This window comes from Thermoplasma volcanium GSS1 (assembly GCF_000011185.1).
GTDB classification, from domain to species: Archaea; Thermoplasmatota; Thermoplasmata; order Thermoplasmatales; family Thermoplasmataceae; genus Thermoplasma; species Thermoplasma volcanium.
On sequence record NC_002689.2, the window covers coordinates 384,883 to 402,430 of the forward strand.

Annotated in this window: 19 protein-coding genes and 1 tRNA gene; 6 read left to right on the forward strand and 14 right to left on the reverse strand. The window is 40.4% G+C overall.

Features of this window, described 5'->3' with window-relative positions; genetic code table 11:
• Positions 1-455 precede the first annotated feature (455 nt).
• Positions 456-529: transfer RNA gene (locus TVG_RS02055), tRNA-Arg, on the reverse strand.
• Positions 530-629: 100 nt separating this feature from the next.
• Between TVG_RS02055 and TVG_RS02060 the strand changes: the two genes are divergently transcribed.
• From TVG_RS02060 to TVG_RS02070, 3 genes are read left to right on the forward strand one after another with little or no spacing between them, the layout of a single operon-like run.
• The gene (locus TVG_RS02060; RefSeq protein WP_010916653.1) at positions 630-1,034 is read left to right on the forward strand and encodes an SCP2 sterol-binding domain-containing protein; all 405 of its coding nucleotides are present in this window, start codon (positions 630-632) and stop codon (positions 1,032-1,034) included.
• 1 nt (position 1,035) lies between these two features.
• Positions 1,036-2,166 carry an iron-containing alcohol dehydrogenase gene (locus TVG_RS02065; RefSeq protein WP_394295253.1) on the forward strand — a complete coding sequence of 377 codons (1,131 nt, stop codon included), beginning with the start codon at positions 1,036-1,038 and terminating at the stop codon, positions 2,164-2,166.
• A complete protein-coding gene (locus TVG_RS02070) occupies positions 2,163-3,659 on the forward strand; it encodes an aldehyde dehydrogenase family protein (RefSeq protein WP_010916655.1) in 1,497 nt (498 codons plus the stop codon). Before TVG_RS02065 ends, TVG_RS02070 begins: the two co-directional genes overlap by 4 nt.
• 26 nt (positions 3,660-3,685) lie before the next feature.
• Here the strand turns inward: TVG_RS02070 and TVG_RS02075 are convergent, their stop codons facing one another.
• Complete coding sequence (locus tag TVG_RS02075; protein ID WP_010916656.1) at positions 3,686-4,867, reverse strand: glycine C-acetyltransferase; 1,182 nt, start codon at positions 4,865-4,867, stop codon at positions 3,686-3,688.
• A 231-nt stretch (positions 4,868-5,098) separates the two neighbouring features.
• On the opposite strand from TVG_RS02075, the gene rpsB reads away from it, so the two are divergent.
• Positions 5,099-5,698, forward strand: coding sequence for a 30S ribosomal protein S2 (rpsB, locus tag TVG_RS02080; protein WP_010916657.1), 600 nt, complete (start codon positions 5,099-5,101; stop codon positions 5,696-5,698).
• Between the two features lie 245 nt (positions 5,699-5,943).
• On the opposite strand, the gene endA is transcribed toward rpsB, so the two are convergent.
• Both endA and TVG_RS02090 read right to left on the reverse strand, forming a co-directional pair.
• Positions 5,944-6,822, reverse strand: a complete 879-nt coding sequence (gene endA, locus TVG_RS02085; RefSeq protein WP_010916658.1) for a tRNA-intron lyase — start codon at positions 6,820-6,822, stop codon at positions 5,944-5,946.
• Positions 6,815-7,330, reverse strand: a complete 516-nt coding sequence (locus tag TVG_RS02090) for a GTPase domain-containing protein (RefSeq protein ID WP_010916659.1) — start codon at positions 7,328-7,330, stop codon at positions 6,815-6,817. Before TVG_RS02090 ends, endA begins: the two co-directional genes overlap by 8 nt.
• A gap of 114 nt (positions 7,331-7,444) precedes the next feature.
• Here TVG_RS02090 and TVG_RS02095 point away from each other — a divergent pair, with 114 nt between their 5' ends.
• Both TVG_RS02095 and TVG_RS02100 read left to right on the forward strand, forming a co-directional pair.
• Positions 7,445-8,653: a PLP-dependent aminotransferase family protein gene (locus TVG_RS02095; RefSeq protein ID WP_010916660.1), complete on the forward strand. Its 1,209-nt coding sequence runs from the start codon at positions 7,445-7,447 to the stop codon at positions 8,651-8,653.
• Positions 8,654-8,717: 64 nt separating this feature from the next.
• Positions 8,718-9,704 carry a bifunctional pantetheine-phosphate adenylyltransferase/NTP phosphatase gene (locus TVG_RS02100; protein WP_010916661.1) on the forward strand — a complete coding sequence of 329 codons (987 nt, stop codon included), beginning with the start codon at positions 8,718-8,720 and terminating at the stop codon, positions 9,702-9,704.
• On the opposite strand, the gene TVG_RS02105 is transcribed toward TVG_RS02100, so the two are convergent.
• The 10 genes from TVG_RS02105 to TVG_RS02145 form a co-directional block, all read right to left on the reverse strand.
• On the reverse strand, positions 9,685-10,596 hold the full coding sequence (locus tag TVG_RS02105) for a sodium:calcium antiporter (RefSeq protein ID WP_338384161.1): 912 nt from the start codon (positions 10,594-10,596) through the stop codon (positions 9,685-9,687). The genes TVG_RS02100 and TVG_RS02105 overlap by 20 nt on opposite strands.
• Positions 10,592-10,984, reverse strand: a complete 393-nt coding sequence (gene speD / locus TVG_RS02110; RefSeq protein WP_010916663.1) for an adenosylmethionine decarboxylase — start codon at positions 10,982-10,984, stop codon at positions 10,592-10,594. The genes TVG_RS02105 and speD overlap by 5 nt, the downstream gene beginning before the upstream one ends.
• A 184-nt stretch (positions 10,985-11,168) precedes the next feature.
• On the reverse strand, positions 11,169-11,927 hold the full coding sequence (locus TVG_RS02115) for a transcriptional regulator (RefSeq protein ID WP_010916664.1): 759 nt from the start codon (positions 11,925-11,927) through the stop codon (positions 11,169-11,171).
• Positions 11,928-11,978: 51 nt separating this feature from the next.
• Positions 11,979-12,839 carry a UbiA-like polyprenyltransferase gene (locus tag TVG_RS02120; RefSeq protein ID WP_010916665.1) on the reverse strand — a complete coding sequence of 287 codons (861 nt, stop codon included), beginning with the start codon at positions 12,837-12,839 and terminating at the stop codon, positions 11,979-11,981.
• Positions 12,840-12,847: 8 nt separating this feature from the next.
• Entirely contained in the window at positions 12,848-14,293 is a 1,446-nt protein-coding gene (locus tag TVG_RS02125) for a menaquinone biosynthesis decarboxylase (RefSeq protein WP_010916666.1), read from the reverse strand.
• Between the two features lie 21 nt (positions 14,294-14,314).
• On the reverse strand, positions 14,315-15,679 hold the full coding sequence (locus TVG_RS02130; RefSeq protein ID WP_010916667.1) for a cobyrinate a,c-diamide synthase: 1,365 nt from the start codon (positions 15,677-15,679) through the stop codon (positions 14,315-14,317).
• Positions 15,676-16,431: a proteasome assembly chaperone family protein gene (locus TVG_RS02135; protein ID WP_010916668.1), complete on the reverse strand. Its 756-nt coding sequence runs from the start codon at positions 16,429-16,431 to the stop codon at positions 15,676-15,678. Before TVG_RS02135 ends, TVG_RS02130 begins: the two co-directional genes overlap by 4 nt.
• Complete coding sequence (locus TVG_RS08265) at positions 16,403-16,591, reverse strand: RNA-protein complex protein Nop10 (protein WP_010916669.1); 189 nt, start codon at positions 16,589-16,591, stop codon at positions 16,403-16,405. The genes TVG_RS02135 and TVG_RS08265 overlap by 29 nt, the downstream gene beginning before the upstream one ends.
• Entirely contained in the window at positions 16,588-17,352 is a 765-nt protein-coding gene (locus TVG_RS02140; RefSeq protein ID WP_010916670.1) for a translation initiation factor IF-2 subunit alpha, read from the reverse strand. The genes TVG_RS08265 and TVG_RS02140 overlap by 4 nt, the downstream gene beginning before the upstream one ends.
• Entirely contained in the window at positions 17,349-17,546 is a 198-nt protein-coding gene (locus tag TVG_RS02145; RefSeq protein WP_010916671.1) for a 30S ribosomal protein S27e, read from the reverse strand. Before TVG_RS02145 ends, TVG_RS02140 begins: the two co-directional genes overlap by 4 nt.
• Between the last annotated feature and the right edge of the window lie 2 nt (positions 17,547-17,548).

Here is a 17,548-nt window from a genome sequence, read left to right on the forward strand (position 1 = left end):
TCTGCAAAGAACGCAGAGAATGGTAATAGGTAGACATTCCTATGAAATTGCATACCATTACGACATAGATTATTATACTTAGCCTTTTTTTATAGTTTTGTTAGATGGGTAAGCTTTGATCTTCTAATATTTGTACTTAATCTTTACATCTCTTTTTTATTTATTACACTATACTTTATTGATACAGGCTATTATACAATTAAGGTACCTCACTTTACCTTCAACTGTGATATACTTTCGCAGCGTTCCAGCGACTGCCTTCACGTAAAACAATAACAATAACCATGCTTTTTTTTATCAGCATACCTTTCTGCTATAGTTCAGAACCTAACCTGTATGTATGTGCATATTACGAAAGTATTATGGAACTTTGCTTATTGGACTAAGAATTAACCGATCTGTAAGAACATGTCCTGCAAAAATAACAGAATAATAGATCGAATTAACTAGGAAGATGCCCGGGCCGGGATTCGAACCCGGATCTGAGGCTCCGCAGGCCTCCAGGATATCCAAATTACCCCACTCGGGCGAAGTTACATTGCTAGCGAATATTTAGTTTTCTCCTAGAACACAGCATTTATATAAGCCAATATGACAAATCTTTAATACATAATTTGGTTTGTTATATCATGGCAAAGTTTCCAAGTGATGAATGGGTTAGTGAATACTGCAACAGATTGAACAATAATCCAGATTATGCAGATGCCGGGAAAACGTGGGAAGGCGACATTCTATTCGTAGTCCAGCCAGACGAAAATTACAGCAAGACCGAGTATATTTACATCGATCTATATCATGGAAAATGCAGGTCAGCTAAATACGTACATGAAGGCGAAGAAGTACCTAAGGCGGAATTTAGATACGTAGGCAAGTACGGGAACTGGATACGGTTGCTTAACAAGGAGATCGATCCGATCCAAGGCATACTCACTGGTAAATTTAAGCTAGAAGGATCTATGATGAAGATAATGCGATATACTAAGGCCGCAAAGGAAATGGTTAATACCGCCGCCCAGGTAAAAACCGAATTCTGAGGTGTTACCTTTGTGGTATTTTAGAACACCAAGGATAATCTTTGGCGAAGATTCATTGTCCTTTCTAGACGATCATAGTTCTTCTAAGATACTTGTTGTAACTGATAATTTTCTATCAAATACGCCAATTCTTAAAGAAGTTCTTTCTCATCTATCAGGCAAGGACATTAAAGTATTTTCTGAGATAAGTCCAGAACCAAGACTGTCTGAAATATTGAAAGGCCGAGAGCTAGCATCCAGATTAGATCCGGACACTATCATCGGTCTTGGGGGTGGTTCATCAATGGATGCAGCCAAAATATTATTTGCATTGCACGAAATGCCTGATCTCTCTCCATTTGATATTTCGCCAATAAATAGCATTAAGCTGCATCAGAAAAGCGAACTTATAGAAATACCTACAACTAGTGGCACGGGTTCCGAATGTTCCTGGGCAGCTGTTTTTTCAGATGATACGGAAGAAAGAAAAAATGAAATAGCTTCACCTGAGATAATGGCTGACTACGCTATACTGGATCCGAAATTAGTCTTGGATTTGCCTAAGGGTATAACGGTAAACACCGCTACGGATGCTATAACCCATGCAATTGAAGCCTATACAAGCCAATGGAGGAACCCTTATTCTGATGCTATGGCTGAAAAGGCCCTAGATCTTATTCTGAATAATTTGCCCACCGTTCTGGTAAATCCGAAGGACATCAATGCTAGAAACAGCGTCCACATAGGCGCGTCTATGGCAGGAATTAGTTTTTCAAATTCACAGATAGGCCTTGCACATGCCCTTGGGCATGCACTTGGCGCAATCTTCAAGACACCGCATGGTGAGAGCGTTGGCTTATACCTTCCTCATGTTACTGAATTCAATTATGAAGCAGCAAAGGATAGATACGACAAAATAAATAGTTTCTTCCCTGATGAGTATCGAACGGATAAGGTGTGGGAAACCATCAGGAGCTATCTCAATGCTATAGGGCAGGTTACTAATGTATCGGAAGCTGGAATAGAACGAAGCAAATATGAAAAGGAATTAGGCAAGATAGTTTCACTCGCATCCGAATCAACTGGGGTTATAACAAACGCTCGTGATGCAAGTACGAAGGATATTGAAAATATTGCGAGGTCCATTCTATGATCAATACGGAAAATTTTGGTAATATAATAAATGGGACAGAAGAAATGGTTGGCGACGAATCTATTGTGAAAAGCCCAGTTGATGGATCGCCTATTGCATCGGTTTATTTTGCAGATAGGGATGCCGTTTCAAAAGCAATAGATTCATCATATGATTCTTATTACAAAGTATGGTCTAAGTTCACTTTGAGCGAAAGAAAAAAACTTCTAGCAAAATTAGCTGACAGGATACAGGAAAAATCCGAGCGATACGCTACGTTGGAATCATTGAATACCGGTAAAACGCTGAGGCAGAGCATGCTTATGGATATACCGCTTGGAATTGAGCATTTGCGCTACTTCGCCACTGAGACCGAGTTCAAGATGGAACGTCAGATTACCCATCCCGAATATCCAGATTCTCACGGTATAGTGCAGTATGTACCAATGGGAGTTGTTGGTGCAATAACTCCATGGAACGTTCCCTTCCTAATGGCCGTCTGGAAAGCAGCGCCGGCCCTTCTTGCCGGGAATACAGTAGTGATAAAGCCATCTAGTTTTACTCCGCTAACTACAATAGAAATGGCCAGGGATGCCATATCTGTTGGGTTTCCACCCGGTGTGCTGAATGTGGTAAATGGTCGTGGGGAAACTGTGGGGGAGGAACTGGCTCGAAACAAAAAGGTAAGAATGTTGAGTTTTACAGGATCAACATATACCGGAAAGAGAATTACAGAAATAACAGGCATAAAGAAAGTTACGCTTGAACTTGGAGGTAAATCACCGAACATTGTATTTGATGATGCTGATCTGGAAAGAGCAGCATTGGGTGTTATGTTTGGCATATACCTTAACTCTGGGCAGCTCTGCGAATCAGGCAGCAGACTGTTGGTTCAGTCATCAATAAAGGATAAGTTTCTCAACTTACTGAAATCCAAAATCGAGAAGATGAGACCCGGCAACCCTATGAGTATGGAGACAGATATAAGTGCAATAACAACAAAGAACCAAAGAGACAAGATCGAGAAGATGGTAAATTCTGGACTCAAGGACGGTTCTGTGATATTTTATCAAAAAAGTATTGATGGATCAGTTCCTAAGGGAGGATTATATTTCCCACCCACGATACTTGACAAGGTGTCCGAAGATATGGAAGTCGCTAAGGAAGAAATCTTTGGGCCGGTCCTGAGTGTAATGGAATTTGATGATGAAGCGGATGCTATAGATAAAGCTAACATGACAGATTACGGCCTGGCCGCTGGGGTCTGGACACAGGATAGCGAGAAGGCAACAAGGGTTGCATCATCCATAGAAGCCGGAACTGTATGGATAAATGAGTACCATCTCCTCTCTGCAGCTGCTCCAAGGGGTGGATTCAAAAACAGCGGTGTTGGAAGAGAGCTTGGCTTAGATGGCATCATGGAGTTTACTCAGACAAGGCATCTCTTTGTCAGCCATGGTAGCACGGATCAAGACACGGTAGCTTATGGATTGGTACTGGCTGATCTAAGTTAATTCAGAAACAATAGAAAATTTAATTTTTAAATTATATGTAATTTCTTTCCAAGTTCTCCGAACGCGTTAACTGCAGTCATTATATCTTCGTGCGTATGGACTGCAGACGGCATTAGCCTTATTCTTGCCGTACCTTTCGGAACCGTTGGATATACTATGGGTGAAGCGAATACATTTTTTTCCTCATAGAGCTTGGTGCTCAATTCAACAGTCTTCTTTTCATCGCCAATTATAACTGGTGTTATTGGGGTTTTGCTGTGGCCCGTATTATAACCGAGATCCGCAAGTGATTTTTTAAGTAGATCGGCATTTTCCCAAAGCTTCTTTACAAGAGAATCATCCTTCTCAAGTATTTCTATGGCTTTAAGGACTGCGGCAGCGTCTCCAGGATTAAGTGCACTGCTGAACAAGAAAGGCCTTGCCTTCTGTTTTAAGAGGTCTATCATTTCTGCTGATCCTGCCACGAAACCGCCCATGGATCCGAGTGCTTTTGAGAATGTGCCCATCTCTATGTCAACTTTATCCTCTAGATGGAAATAGTTTACGATGCCTCTTCCATGGTCGCCTAGAACCCCCTCACCATGTGCATCATCTACGTACGTCATTATGTCGTACTTTTCAGCAATATCAACTATTTCTGGCAGAGGAGCTATGTCACCGTCCATGCTGAATACCCCATCTGTTATAACCAAGGCCTTCTTTCCACTGGATCTGTTTTCTTTGGCTTGCTTTTCTAGATCATCGACAGATAAGTGCTTGTACACTATTCTCTTAGCAGGGCTCAATCTGGTACCATCAATTATACTTGCATGGTTTAGCTCCTCACTGAATATTATATCATCTTTACCGACCAGCGCAGGTACTGTGCCGAGGTTGGCAAGCAATCCGCCTTGGTATACAAGTGCAGCTTCCGAGTGCTTAAAGGAAGCTATCTTTTCCTCAAGCTTTATGTGAATTTCATCCGTACCAGCTATTGATCTAACTGCGCCTGCTCCAACTCCATATTCTTCTATAGCTTCAATAGCAGCTTTTTTAGTTTCTGGATGGTTGGCAAATCCTAAGTAATTATTTGAGCACATATTCAATACTTGCTTTCCGTTTATCTTGACCCAAGCGCCCTGTGCGCTTTCTATTGTCCTTATTGGAACGTATCTTCCTTCGGCTTTCAGAGCAGAGATCTCTTCATCTACCCAGTTATATTTTTGCATGTTTATCAATATTTAATCGGAGATTGCTATATAACACTTGCATGATCCGGGCTGTCATAGTTGATAGGATCTAATATAAACATATTCAGTCCGTATTTATCTGCAGTAATGATGATGCATTTCGCAGGGAGCGAAACTATCCTGATGCATAGTATGAGCAATAAAGTGATATAATAGTATCCAATAACGTAAGAGATTCAGATTAATTGTATGCTCTCAAATGGTGAAAATATGGAAGAAGAAATGCTAATACCGGAAGAAGAATACCAAAAATCAGGAGTACATATAGGAACACAAGTTAAATCAAGTGATATGAAGCCTTATATATTCAAGATCAGGAATGACGGCTTGTACATACTTGATGTTAAGAAAACCAACAGCAAGCTTATAGCTGCCGGTAAAATGCTTGCTAGGTTTGATCCGCAGGACATACTGGTGGTTGCGCAGAGGCAATATGCTTTTAGGCCTGTGGCAAAGTTTGCAGAAGTAACGGGTGCAGTCTCAATAACCGGGAGATTTAATCCCGGGACTCTGACGAATCCGTCCCTGAAGTTTTACAAAGAAGTTAAAGTCATAGTAGTGACAGACCCTCTTGCAGATGTTCAGGCGATGAAAGAAGCGATAAAAATAGGGATACCCATTATTGCACTATGCGATGCTAATAATAAGACGGACTTTGTAGATCTTGTAATACCTACCAATAACAAAGGAAGGAGATCTCTTGCAGTTATATACTGGTTGCTTGCACGCGAAATATTGAAGAACAGGGGAACTATAACAAGCTACGATCAGTTCAAATACACCATAGACGACTTCGAGGCCCAGATCTGACCTTGCCATTATTTTTTTAAATTAGATATTGTTAATTTTTTTGTTGATTTTTTAATGGATTGATACCTCAATTAAAACGATGAAAAAAATCACGAAATACTGTAAGTAGAAACTATATATTTATAATAGCGAAAAAGCGTTCGTACATGTTAGAAGGGAACTATTAAAGTATTATAAAGTGAAGCAGTCAAAAGATACAGAAAATATGGCATAAAGTCAAACGTGAACGGGCATGCGGTAAAGCCTTAAATTACTATATCCTTGGATCTAGAGATCATAATATATTTTATCTTGCCGTCTATTATAGTAGTGAAGATCATTTTTTTTCTGACACTGGATGCGACTCTTACAGCCCTGCTTATGTAATACCAAATCAATTTGTTCTCCACTACGCTAACGAGATACTCCGCGTGTTCACTTTTTTCCCCTTCGTACACCCGAAAATTTGTTCCGTACTTGAATCCAGTCTTAACAATACAGCCTCTGGACAATAAGTCTCTGTATACTTCTTCCGCCATGCCCTTCGGTTCTTTTCCCTCTATTAAGTTGGCTTCAAAATCAGTTAGCATCCTGTATTCATGGAATTTTGTACCCATCCAGTGGGGCAGATCATCCTTAGTGAAGTGCCTATCGCCAAAATCTGTAACGCTGCATTTACCGATTTTGTTATTTTCAGTGCCTTTTATGTCTATTTCATCTATCCTGTAAATTGTGGCATCGCCTTCCTCGTCCACAGTAAAGTAGAAGTCTGGGCGCTCCGTAAAAAATTTACCTACGTCGATCTCATCGTATTCTCGCACTACTACTACGCTCCTTGGTATCTCCGTACTCTTTCTGAAAAATATCGTACCGTTATCTTCGTGCACCCTGTACCCTTTATTTTTTAAAAGGGTGTATGCAGTATATCTCTCCACAGAAGTAATAGAGAATAGCTTTTTTAGTGCACTTTCTTCAGAATCTTCAAAAGTTATCCTTCCCTTGAAGTATAGGTATAAGCATTCATATGGGTCAAGAAACAAAATACCTTGCTGCACGAACCCAAGCTTGTACCTTCCGACTATATAGTTTGGGCCGTGCCCCTCCGATACGTTAAAAGATATCCCATTGCAAAGTCCGTCACTCATTTGCCCTCCTTGCTTGAGTCTTAGTGGCAATACTATTTATTATGTCTTCAAGCAGAGTCTCGAATCCTATTCCATCTTTGCATGAGACCATATAATATTTGGTGGAAAATTTATTTTTCAATTCTTCCATGTCATCTATCCATATCTGCGCTTCATACTTCAAGTCGATCTTGTTTCCTATTACAAATATATTGTTTTTCTTTGCATTCTTTATCTCCATGATGATATTCCTAGCTTCTGACAAACTATCGGCACTGGTCACATCGACAACAATAATGAAGGCTGTTGCAGTTGGGATGAAGTTTTCGATACCTCCATCAACTTCTTGGAAAAGTATATCGACAGCCAGCTTATGGCCGTTTATCTCACGATTCAGGCTTTTCTTAACTAACGACCTTGGAAGTATAGGGGCCGGTTCACCGTACACTATGTAGGATATGAATGACGATTTACCTGCTCCCTTAGAACCGGCTATAACGAATTTCCAAGCTAATCTTTGAATGGGCATTGCCGTTTTATAGGAATCTTTTAATTATACTTTTCTCCGAGACACATTCTGACTAGGTCAATCTGGCAATTAGTGACACTATAATTTTATATATTTTTATATGATTTTTAAAACATGAACTACAAATTCTCTGAAATTTTTAGATACATAAAGCCCTCTGAGATCCGATCTCTCTTAAAGTATACTTCAGATCCCGAGTTAATCTCATTTGGCGGTGGGATGCCTAATCCTGAAAGTTTCCCAGTAGAGGAAATGAAGGAAATACTCGCTGACATAATGGACAATTATGGCAAAAAAGCCCTTCAGTATGGAACAACTGAAGGACTAGACGTTTTGAGAGATGAACTGGCAAAGTATGTGCTTAAGACAGAAGGCATTAATGCAAAAAGAGAGGAAATAATACTAACTACTGGATCACAGCAGGCTTTGTATGCAATAGCTAAGATATTTGTAAATCCTAACGATCCTGTAATTACAGAAGGCCCAACGTACGTTGGTGCCATATCGGCCTTTAATGCAAACACTGCCAATATGATGGCTATAGACATAGATGAGAATGGGATGAATGTTGATGAACTTGAGGCAAAGATAAAAGAATTATCACAGAACGGACTAAAACCCAAGTTCATATACGTTATACCTACTTTTCAGAATCCAGCTGGAACTACGATGTCTCTTGACAGGAGAAAGAGACTCCTAGAGATCTCGGAGAGATATGAAATACCCATAGTTGAAGACAACCCATATGGGCAGCTTCGCTACGATGGAGAACCTGTACAGTCTATAAAGAGTATGGACAAGAATGGGAATGTGATATACCTTGGAACATTCTCAAAGGTTATGGCTCCAGGTCTAAGGCTTGGATACGTAATAGCTCCAAGGGAAGTTATTGATAAAATTAATTTGCTTAAACAAGGTCTTGATCTTGCATCGGATTCATTATCAGAGTATATAGCCTACGAATATCTAAAGAGAGGTGCGATTTACAGGCAGATACCGAAAACAGTAGATCTATACCGTAAGAAGAGGGATTTGATGATCAAATCACTTGAAGAATACTTCCCTGAAGCTGCAACATGGACAAAGCCTCACGGTGGGATGTTCCTCTGGGTATCACTGGATGAACGCATAGATACTACCAAGATGTTGGATCGTGCTTTGAAGGCAAAAGTGGCTTATGTAAGCGGATCTGCATTCTATCCGCACGGAGAAAAACACAACAGCATGAGGTTGAACTTCACCTACTCTGATGATGATAAGATAGTCGAAGGTATAAAGAGGCTTGCTTACGTCATAAATGAAGAAATGGAAGTAGTTGAATAATAACTAAATCTTTTTTATCCTTTTTTTGCTGAAATATTTTATCGTAATAGGTGATTTAGGTACAATGATAACTGTTGTCGGTGGAACTTTTTCGAAATTACACAAGGGACATAAGGCGTTATTGGAAAAGGCAATAGAGACAGGCAATGAAATAGTAATAGGGCTCACAAGCGACGAATACGTGAAGCGGAATAAGGTATACCCAGCAATTCCATATAAAGAAAGGTACAGAAACCTTTACAATTATATGGTGAAAAAAACTAACAAGTTCAGAATACGCCCTATAGATGATAGAAATGGAAATGCACCTTACGAAAGGGACTACGAGATAATAGTTGTATCGCCGGAAACATATCAAAGATCTTTAAAGATAAATGAAATTAGGATTCAGAATGGCCTCCCTCCTTTAAAGATAATACGTGTGCCTTACGTTTTGGCAGAAGATCTTTTCCCAATAAGCTCTACTAGAATAATAAACGGCGAGATAGATGGAAATGGGAGAAGATTGAAACCAGTTAAAGTTGCAATAGCAACAAACAATTCTGCAAAGTTAAAGGCAACAAATGATTTTTTCCATAAACTTATGAAAAACTTTGATGTTATACAAAATACAGATTACAAACTTGAGACTCAACAACCTTTTGGCGAAGTCACTATGAATATGGCCACAAAAAGGGCGATGCAGTCGCTTGGTGACAACGACTATGCGATAGGCATAGAATCAGGAATTGTATACGAGCGGTTTTCGCGGAAATATTTTGACTTTCATTACTGCGTTGTCATCGATAGGTTTGGGAACGTTACTAGAGGTTCAAGCAGCGGATTTGAGGTGCCAGACCGTATCATCGATCTCATAAAGAGAGACATGAGCTTTTCCCAAGCTTACGGAAAGGTGATAGATACAAATGGTATAGACGATTCCACTGGAATAGTTGGCAAAATCTCCAACGGCAGAGTAAGAAGGTACGACCTGATTATGGAATGCATCAGAAATGCTTTTATACCAAGGTTTGACCCGGACTTTTATGATACTACCTATACCCCCCCTTGAATTTAATCGTGCCATATAACGTATAGAATAAGAATATAACAGAAAGGATCATTATAGTCATTAACGGTAAGTCAAGGCCCGTGGTCTCAATCTTACCGGTCATTATTAAAAGGCCGGGAATTATACTCATTTTATAGACTGAACTACCTGCCAGTACGCCAATGCTTATGTCTACTTTCTTTTTAATTGAGGCAACTATTATCATTACAGTTTCCGGTATTGCAGAAGCAATGCCTATGCCATATATGCTCAGTGCCGCTATATCTATGTGGTCAAGTTCGGATAATGCTATCGTGTCCTCCACAATGATCTGAGATGCGGCGGTAAGCAGCACTATGGAGAGCACAAGCATGATCAAGCTGAATTCCTCAGTTGTACTAGATTTGCCTCTTGGCATCCTAACGTAAACCATCAGATATGGTACTATAAAGAGAGAGAGCAGTATTCCAGCTATGATCTTAAAATCGGAAGAAACGGTTGAAAAATAGTAGGTTATAATTGATAATAATAAAACAAAAACTGCATCTGCCCTGAAAGCTCTTGTTTTTTGTATTGAAAACAACGGCATCCAAACCACAAAAAATAACAGCGTAACTAGGTTTGATCCTTCAACTGCACCAAATCCTACGAGTGGAGTGCGAAGAATAACGGAAAAAATGGAGAGTGATATCTCGTCTGCAACTGCAACCATAGCGGCAAAAATAGAACCAGAGAATCTATCGCTGAACCCTATTCTGCCCATCGCTGCAGTTGCTTCGTCGAAGAACCTGTCGCTTGATACTATGAGAACAGCCATAGCAAAAATAAGCGAAGGAATGACGAATATAATGCTATATAACTTTACAAAATTAAGGTATATAGTTAGGATCAGTATTAATACGAATACACTAATGTATTTCGACTTGCATTTCGTTTAGACCCTCTTCACCCACGAGGTCTCCACGTACTATCTTTCTTGTCGTAACTGAGGTCGGCTTCAATTCACGTGTGAGATATTCAAATGCGTCATCTGCAGTCTTTGGGTCTCCGCATGTGTATATGTCTAAGGTAACTAAACCGTACTCCGGCCATGTATGAAAGGAAAGGTGCGATTCAGCAAGTAAAACGACACCGCTTGCGCCCTGTGGCCGAAATTGGTAATAGTCAGATGATATTTTAGTAAGGCGGCCGTACTTTACAGCGCCCTCTATGATAGGATACATGCGTTCTGTAGTAGATATCAGTTTTGAATCCACTCCGTAAAAGTCCGCAATGATATGAATTCCTACTCCCACTTTCATCGTCCTCCATTAGCTTTTCACCCCAGCTATGCGATGTAAATTAATATGTTGTATTTAAATATTTTATTGCCTATTGGATCATGTCTATTATGCATGTATAGTTATTTTTTTGCATAGGACATATCCCGTAATCCATAATTAAAATAAAATAAATATGAATATATATTATTATATTTGTTTTACTTTATGTGAGGTCTATTATATGCGCTCGAACCGGATTATACCTATTTTCAAGTTCTGGTATTTCTCTGAGTGAATAATGAAATCTTCTGCGTGACACTAACAATATTACACTTATGCCTCTTACACACGCTTCAAACGATGCTGGCAAAGATCCGAATTCTATACTTGGATTTAATCCTAATTTCCTTGCAGCTACGAAACCACCCTCTCCCATTGCAGCTATTTCAGAGTTCTTTCTATCCTCTATGATCCCCTTCAATTTGGAAATGACAGTTTCATCAAGTGAATCAGGTATAATAACTATATCAAGAACTCCTATGCTAACATCTATCATGCCCGATATCTGGGTGACGCCTACTAAATCACCCTCAGAGGCATCGTTTTCGGCCTTGCCTGATGCACCCGGCCCCTCATGGTAAGCGTAGAGGTACCCACTATTCATCCTTAAAAATATGTCGTCTCCCTTCTCTATTCTAGAACCGGCAATAGCCTCCCATACCATCACGCTATCGAGATCTGTTATGTTTTCATTTATAAATTCACGCATCTCAGAAAGCTGATCGTAAAGGAATTGAAACCCCTCCTTAGTGATCCTATTCTCCTCATCGATATACCTGCTTTTCCTTAGATTCTTTAAGTGATATATAACTCCCTGCAGTGTTATGTCCATGTTCTTAGAAATTTCGGAGGGTTTTCTTCTTCCATGATAAACGTTCAACAGTACAATTACCTGGTTCATTTGGTCTGGTTTTGGGAGCATGTTATGGATATCGAAAGCATAATATAAAATTTGCATGTTTAAACTATTGCATCATACCCATAATGGCGACGCTACACTTAGAATAACGGTAATCAAGAAAATAAAGCCTATGAACGAATTTGCATTGAAAAAGGACTTCCTGATGCTTAGCGGATCCGCAGGATCAACTATGATATGCTGATATATCACTAATATTGTTATAATTATTAGTCCGGCCAGATACCATATCGTTCGAAAGTAGTAAAGCATCAGCCAAAAGAATATTAGTGCAGCTAAATGCGTAATGTCTGAAATTAAAAGTCCAAGCTTGATTCCGTATTTTGTCATAACAGTTTTCAGCTTGTTTTTCTGATCGTACTCAATGTCAGGTATAACGTAAATCATATCGAAGCCAGCGATCCATAAAGAGGAGGCTATAAAAAGAAAGTAAATCGCCAGATTGGATGGGAATTCAGGTATAACTGCAAGATATCCAGCTAGGGTTCCAATGCCTATAGCAGATCCCATATAAAAATGCCTCCATTCCGTATAGCGCTTTAAGATTGGATCCGATACAAACAGGAATATAACTATGGGCGATAGTATGAATACAAGCCTATTCAGCAGAAAGGCCGATATTTCGAAAACAGCTATGAAAAGTATCGTCAACGCTATTGCTTCTCTCACTGTCATCCGTCCAGATACAAGTGCCCACTCCTTCTTTCTTGGATTTGTTAAATCGTACCGCAACCCCTCTATTCTGTTTATGGACATAGCGGATGACCGTGCAGTTACGGCGGCTATGAGTATTAGTATTATCTTGTATGGGAATATCGATGTGCCTGCGGCAATTACGTATCCGGATAATATAAAAGGAAGATCGAATACTGTGTGTTCCAGCTTAATGTAATCTACGATATCCTTGAACTTCATACTCTTTTTCACTGAATAAGCCTGTTGTTCTTCATTATCTGCCTTACTTTATCAACTACATCTTTGGGCATTTCAAGCACATCTGGCCATCTCCTCGTGTATCCTTCTGATTTGTCCTTCTTTGTTGCATCTATTCCCATCTTTGATCCATAATTAAACAGCGGAGCTGCATGATCTAAGCTGTCTGTTACGGTTCCGGGTATTATTATTACATCACGATCAGGGTCTATCCTAGTCGTCATCGCCCAGATAAGTTCCTTCCTGTTATGGATGTTTATGTCATCATCCACCACTACTATTATCTTAGAGAACATCAGTTGCCCAAGGCCCCATAGGGCAAACATAACCTTCTTTGCATGTCCAGGATACCTCTTCTTTATTGAAACGATTACCATGTTGTGAAACACTGCCTCTTCCATCGTATTGATATCAACGACTTCAGGAAGCACCATTTGAATCAGCGGTAGAAACATCCTTTCCACGGCTTTTCCAAGCACAACATCTTCGTGCCATAGCTTTCCGACTATAGTTGTTGGATATATCCTATCGTTTCTTTCAATTATATTCTTCACATGGAATACAGGAAACTCTTCCTCCAACGAATAATAACCTGTGTGGTCTCCGAAAGGCCCTTCCACTCTTGTCTCAGATGGATCTATATAGCCTTCAAGGACAATCTCGAAATTCCTAGGATACTCAAGGTCAACGGTTTTTCCCTTCACCAGCTCCGATCTTTTCCTTGAGATGAGCCCTCTAAACATAAATTCGTCTATGCCATTGGGCAGTGGGGCAACCGCTGAGAATATGGTTAACGGATCGCTTCCTATAACCACGGCTACATCCATCGCCTTTCCTTTCTCCTTTTCCTTCAAGAAGTTCTCAGATCCGCCTTTATGGATATGCCAATGCATCCCCGTAGTTTCACTATCGTATACCTGCATTCTGTACATACCCATATTCCTAATGCCAGTGCTAGGGTCTTTGGTTATAACCAACGGTAGTGTTATGAATGGGCCGCCATCATCAGGCCAGGTCTTGCATATCGGGTATCTGTACAGATCAACTTTTTCAAGTTCCGAATAGCCGCTGGGAATGCTGTTGGAAACTTTCGGCCTAAGGCCGCTCAATTCCCTCATCATTTCCAGGCCCTTCCCTATAAACGATTCGCTATCTCTGGGAGGCTTTACAATATCCGCGATCTTCACGCCGATTGAATACGGATCGTCGCCAAGTACTGCCTTTAACTTCTCGTTAGTTGAAAATAAATTTCCAACTGCAGGTACTTGACTCCCCTTCACATTTTTGAATAAAATGGTACGGCCTCTTCCCATCCGCTCTTCTTCGCTAAGAATGTAAGTTAAATCGAGATTTGGGTCAACTTCCTCAGTTATAGTTACTAGATCATTCTTCTTTGCAAGATAATCGAGATATTCGTGGAGATCCTCAAACGTCATGCGTGCTGATATAAACTAAGGTTAAGAAATTTCTCTTTTCTTGCTATAACGTATGCATTCCTCTACGAATCTCTTCGGAATGGCAATGTTGGACAAAAAATGAATATGCACATAGCTCGCCACTACATTATTTGAGTAGTAGCCGTCTTCTTCAAACCTGTCTTTATACTTCAGAACGAATGGATGGTCCACTTTATCTTGGAATTGGATCGTAGATCGATGGAACTCATGGCCTCTTGCAGTTTCACCATGCCTTAGAAGCATGTTGCTAGTTTTAGAAACTATCTCCCTGTAGCCAAGTATAAGTTTGTCTGTAAGAAAGGTCTTAGCTGGAACGATGCCAACGCCCGGATATTCGATGCCGTCCTGTCCTACAATAGTTCTTGTAAGATACATATAGCCACCGCATTCAGCCAGTGTAGGTACGCCTTTTTTTATCAGCTTAGCTATGTTTTCTCTTGCATCGACGGCATAGGCAAGTTTCTTTGCAAAAACTTCGGGATATCCACCGCCTATGTAGAGCCCGTCTGTATCTTCAGGAGGGATTTCATTGTTTAGCGGAGAAAAAAATACTAGCTCAGCTCCGAGATTCCTCAACACCCTAAAATTTTCTTCATAGTAAAAGTCAAAGGCGCTATCATAGGCCACCGCTATCTTGGCATATCCAACTCTTGATAAGAGCGGACTAAATTTAGGATCCAGGTCTCTTGATGCTCGGGCTATCTCGATTATTCCATCAACGTTAATGTGAGTAACCTTGCTCAGCCTCTCTATATAGTCTGAAAAAGAATTCAACTCGCTTGCCTGTACTAGCCCAAGATGTCGACTTTCAAGTCTTACTTCATCGTTTTTTTCAATATAACCAAGCACACGAACATTAGTATTATCTTCAATGGCCTTCTTAATGAGATCGTAATGCCGTTCTCCAGAAACCCTCGTAACTATGACACCGGCGAGAAGATCTCCTGAGAAGTCTTTAAAACCTTTTACGATAGCAGCAGCTGAACCTGACAATCCATATCCGTCAATTACAAGGATAATTGGGGTGCCGGTAATTCTGGCTAGATCTAGGGTACTGCCTTCGTCGGTCGATCCAAACCCATCCAGTAATCCCATCACACCTTCAATAACTGAAATATTAAAACTTGTGGAAGCGTCTGCCAATAACTGAAATATCCTTTCCCTCGGGATCATCCACAGGTCTAGATTATCGCTCGTTGCTCCAGCTAATAATGAATGAAACTGTGGATCAATGTAATCCGGGCCGACTTTGTATGGTTTGACTTTTAACCCTTTATTCTTAAGGGCAGATATGACTGCCAATGTTGTGGTGGTTTTTCCCACACCGCTGTTTGTACCGGCAATTATAACTCTGGGTACTTTCATCCAAAGTAACCCAAATCTTCTTTTCCTTGCTTGTTCTGGAACTCTTCCTGCATTTTTCCTGTTATCTGTTCTATCTGCTTGCTCCTTGTTTCAATATCGGACATGTCTATTTTAATTCCAATCTGTTTCTGTAAGACGTTTAGAACTTCCATCGCACTCTTCGGATCGGCAAAATAGCCTGAAGTTTCTCCCATGAGACACGCGCCATTTATCTTGAATATTTCCATTCCGAGGCCAAGAATTAGCCCGGCTGAGCCAACTATACCTCCGCCTGGTTCCCCTTTCGGAAATATTACCCCGTTCTTTTCTAGTTCCGGTATGAGTTTTTTGTCAGTCACAGCTCCTAGGACTCTAGGTCTTTCCACAATCTTACCAACGCTATAGCCACCAAGCGTGTATACTTCACTAACATTCATATCCTTTGCAAGTTCTAGCATCTTGTACGAAAGTTCATATTGAGCTTCTTGGGTTGTACCCTGAAAGTCTCCTCCAAGAACAAGGAGATCGTGCTTTCCTCTCATTTTTTTGTAATAGATAGAATTTCGAACAAGGTGAATCTCGCTGTCATCGTTTATGAATACCTGCGGTGGAAGATACTCAGAGAAAATATCATAGATCTTAACCATGTTTAATTTTTCAACTATATAATCTGCTGCGATCTTTCCAACGTTACCTATCCCAGGCAAGCCGCCTATGAGAATTGGTGATTTTAATTTGACGTCTCTATACTTTACCACTATTATTTTTTCCATATTTTCCCTCCAATAGCTCTTCCATTCTGTACTTTTTAAACCTGTCTACCGGTGAAAACCTAGGAGGAACAGCTATGTAGGTCTGAGAACCACATACTGGGCAGATCTCCTCCATAGTATAGCGACCACATTTCCGGCATTTTCTTATGAGAGATTTCATTGCCTAGAAAACTCCAATTCCACTTGTAGCTTTTTAGCCTTATCTGTTACACTCTGGACTATTTTCTTTAATGTTTCCTCAGCCTTTTTGTAGTCTTTATCCCTAACGACGATCCTATACCTAGGCGCCCCGACATACTCCAGTTCTGCCTTTCCGATCTCTGGTGGTATTGTGAGAACTTCCTTTATCTTTTCAACACCATCAGACGCTAGAGAATAAGCTTCGAAGTAACCCGCCACTGAAACTTCAGGTATAGTTATATTTTCCTTTGCGACTTCCACGAAAGTGTCTTTCCAGTCACCGTTTATGTCAGGTAACCATTCTCCCTCCGCTGCGGCAGCGCTTTCAAACGCAGCGAATAGAGTACCATAGAGCTCTACTAACCTTACACCAAATTCTTTCTTGCAGGCCTCAAGATCCTTGTTTAGTTTCGAGCAAACTATTTCGAATAGCTTGTCTGCCTTTTGTTCGTTCTTCCATTCAGCTATCTTTTCCCTGCTTTGATGTTGGTTAACTCTCTTCAAAGAGAGGTCTACATTTTTCCTCTCCTGATTTACATTTATGACTTTGCAAACCACGCGCTGGCCTTCCCTAAGGTAGCTTCTTATGTGTTTTACCCAACCAGTTGCAACCTCTGATATATGTATGTAACCTTCGACACCAGGATACTCTTCTAGTATCCCATTTGCACCGAAGTTCTTAACCTCTGTTATCTTCACTACTACTAGATCGCCTACCTCTGGGAGCAGTTTTATGTTCATAGGCTCTCTATCACTTCTCCGGATGTTTCAAGCACTCCTCCTGTAGGCTTAGCTATTGTTGCCCCGCATATATTGCATGTCACAACGGATGATGGACGTGCGAAGACAACCTGTACATTGCCACAGTCCTTGCACTTTATCTTGAGAAAATGCCCACTAACGTTTTTTGGTTTTACAAATTTAACTTCACTCATGA

What these genes read in the sequence shown, in the direction of transcription:
- TVG_RS02115 (WP_010916664.1), bottom strand. Translation starts at nt 11,927, where the DNA reads ATGCTCCCAAAACCAGACCAAATGAACCAGGTAATTGTACTGTTGAAC.
- TVG_RS02095 (WP_010916660.1), top strand. Translation starts at nt 7,445, where the DNA reads ATGAACTACAAATTCTCTGAAATTTTTAGATACATAAAGCCCTCTGAG.
- TVG_RS02125 (WP_010916666.1), bottom strand. Translation starts at nt 14,293, where the DNA reads ATGACGTTTGAGGATCTCCACGAATATCTCGATTATCTTGCAAAGAAG.
- TVG_RS02100 (WP_010916661.1), top strand. Translation starts at nt 8,718, where the DNA reads ATGATAACTGTTGTCGGTGGAACTTTTTCGAAATTACACAAGGGACAT.
- endA (WP_010916658.1), bottom strand. Translation starts at nt 6,822, where the DNA reads ATGAGTGACGGACTTTGCAATGGGATATCTTTTAACGTATCGGAGGGG.
- TVG_RS08265 (WP_010916669.1), bottom strand. Translation starts at nt 16,591, where the DNA reads ATGAAATCTCTCATAAGAAAATGCCGGAAATGTGGTCGCTATACTATG.
- TVG_RS02070 (WP_010916655.1), top strand. Translation starts at nt 2,163, where the DNA reads ATGATCAATACGGAAAATTTTGGTAATATAATAAATGGGACAGAAGAA.
- TVG_RS02120 (WP_010916665.1), bottom strand. Translation starts at nt 12,839, where the DNA reads ATGAAGTTCAAGGATATCGTAGATTACATTAAGCTGGAACACACAGTA.
- TVG_RS02075 (WP_010916656.1), bottom strand. Translation starts at nt 4,867, where the DNA reads ATGCAAAAATATAACTGGGTAGATGAAGAGATCTCTGCTCTGAAAGCC.
- speD (WP_010916663.1), bottom strand. Translation starts at nt 10,984, where the DNA reads ATGAAAGTGGGAGTAGGAATTCATATCATTGCGGACTTTTACGGAGTG.
- TVG_RS02140 (WP_010916670.1), bottom strand. Translation starts at nt 17,352, where the DNA reads ATGAACATAAAACTGCTCCCAGAGGTAGGCGATCTAGTAGTAGTGAAG.
- TVG_RS02130 (WP_010916667.1), bottom strand. Translation starts at nt 15,679, where the DNA reads ATGAAAGTACCCAGAGTTATAATTGCCGGTACAAACAGCGGTGTGGGA.
- TVG_RS02090 (WP_010916659.1), bottom strand. Translation starts at nt 7,330, where the DNA reads ATGCCCATTCAAAGATTAGCTTGGAAATTCGTTATAGCCGGTTCTAAG.
- rpsB (WP_010916657.1), top strand. Translation starts at nt 5,099, where the DNA reads ATGGAAGAAGAAATGCTAATACCGGAAGAAGAATACCAAAAATCAGGA.
- TVG_RS02060 (WP_010916653.1), top strand. Translation starts at nt 630, where the DNA reads ATGGCAAAGTTTCCAAGTGATGAATGGGTTAGTGAATACTGCAACAGA.
- TVG_RS02135 (WP_010916668.1), bottom strand. Translation starts at nt 16,431, where the DNA reads ATGGAAAAAATAATAGTGGTAAAGTATAGAGACGTCAAATTAAAATCA.
- TVG_RS02145 (WP_010916671.1), bottom strand. Translation starts at nt 17,546, where the DNA reads ATGAGTGAAGTTAAATTTGTAAAACCAAAAAACGTTAGTGGGCATTTT.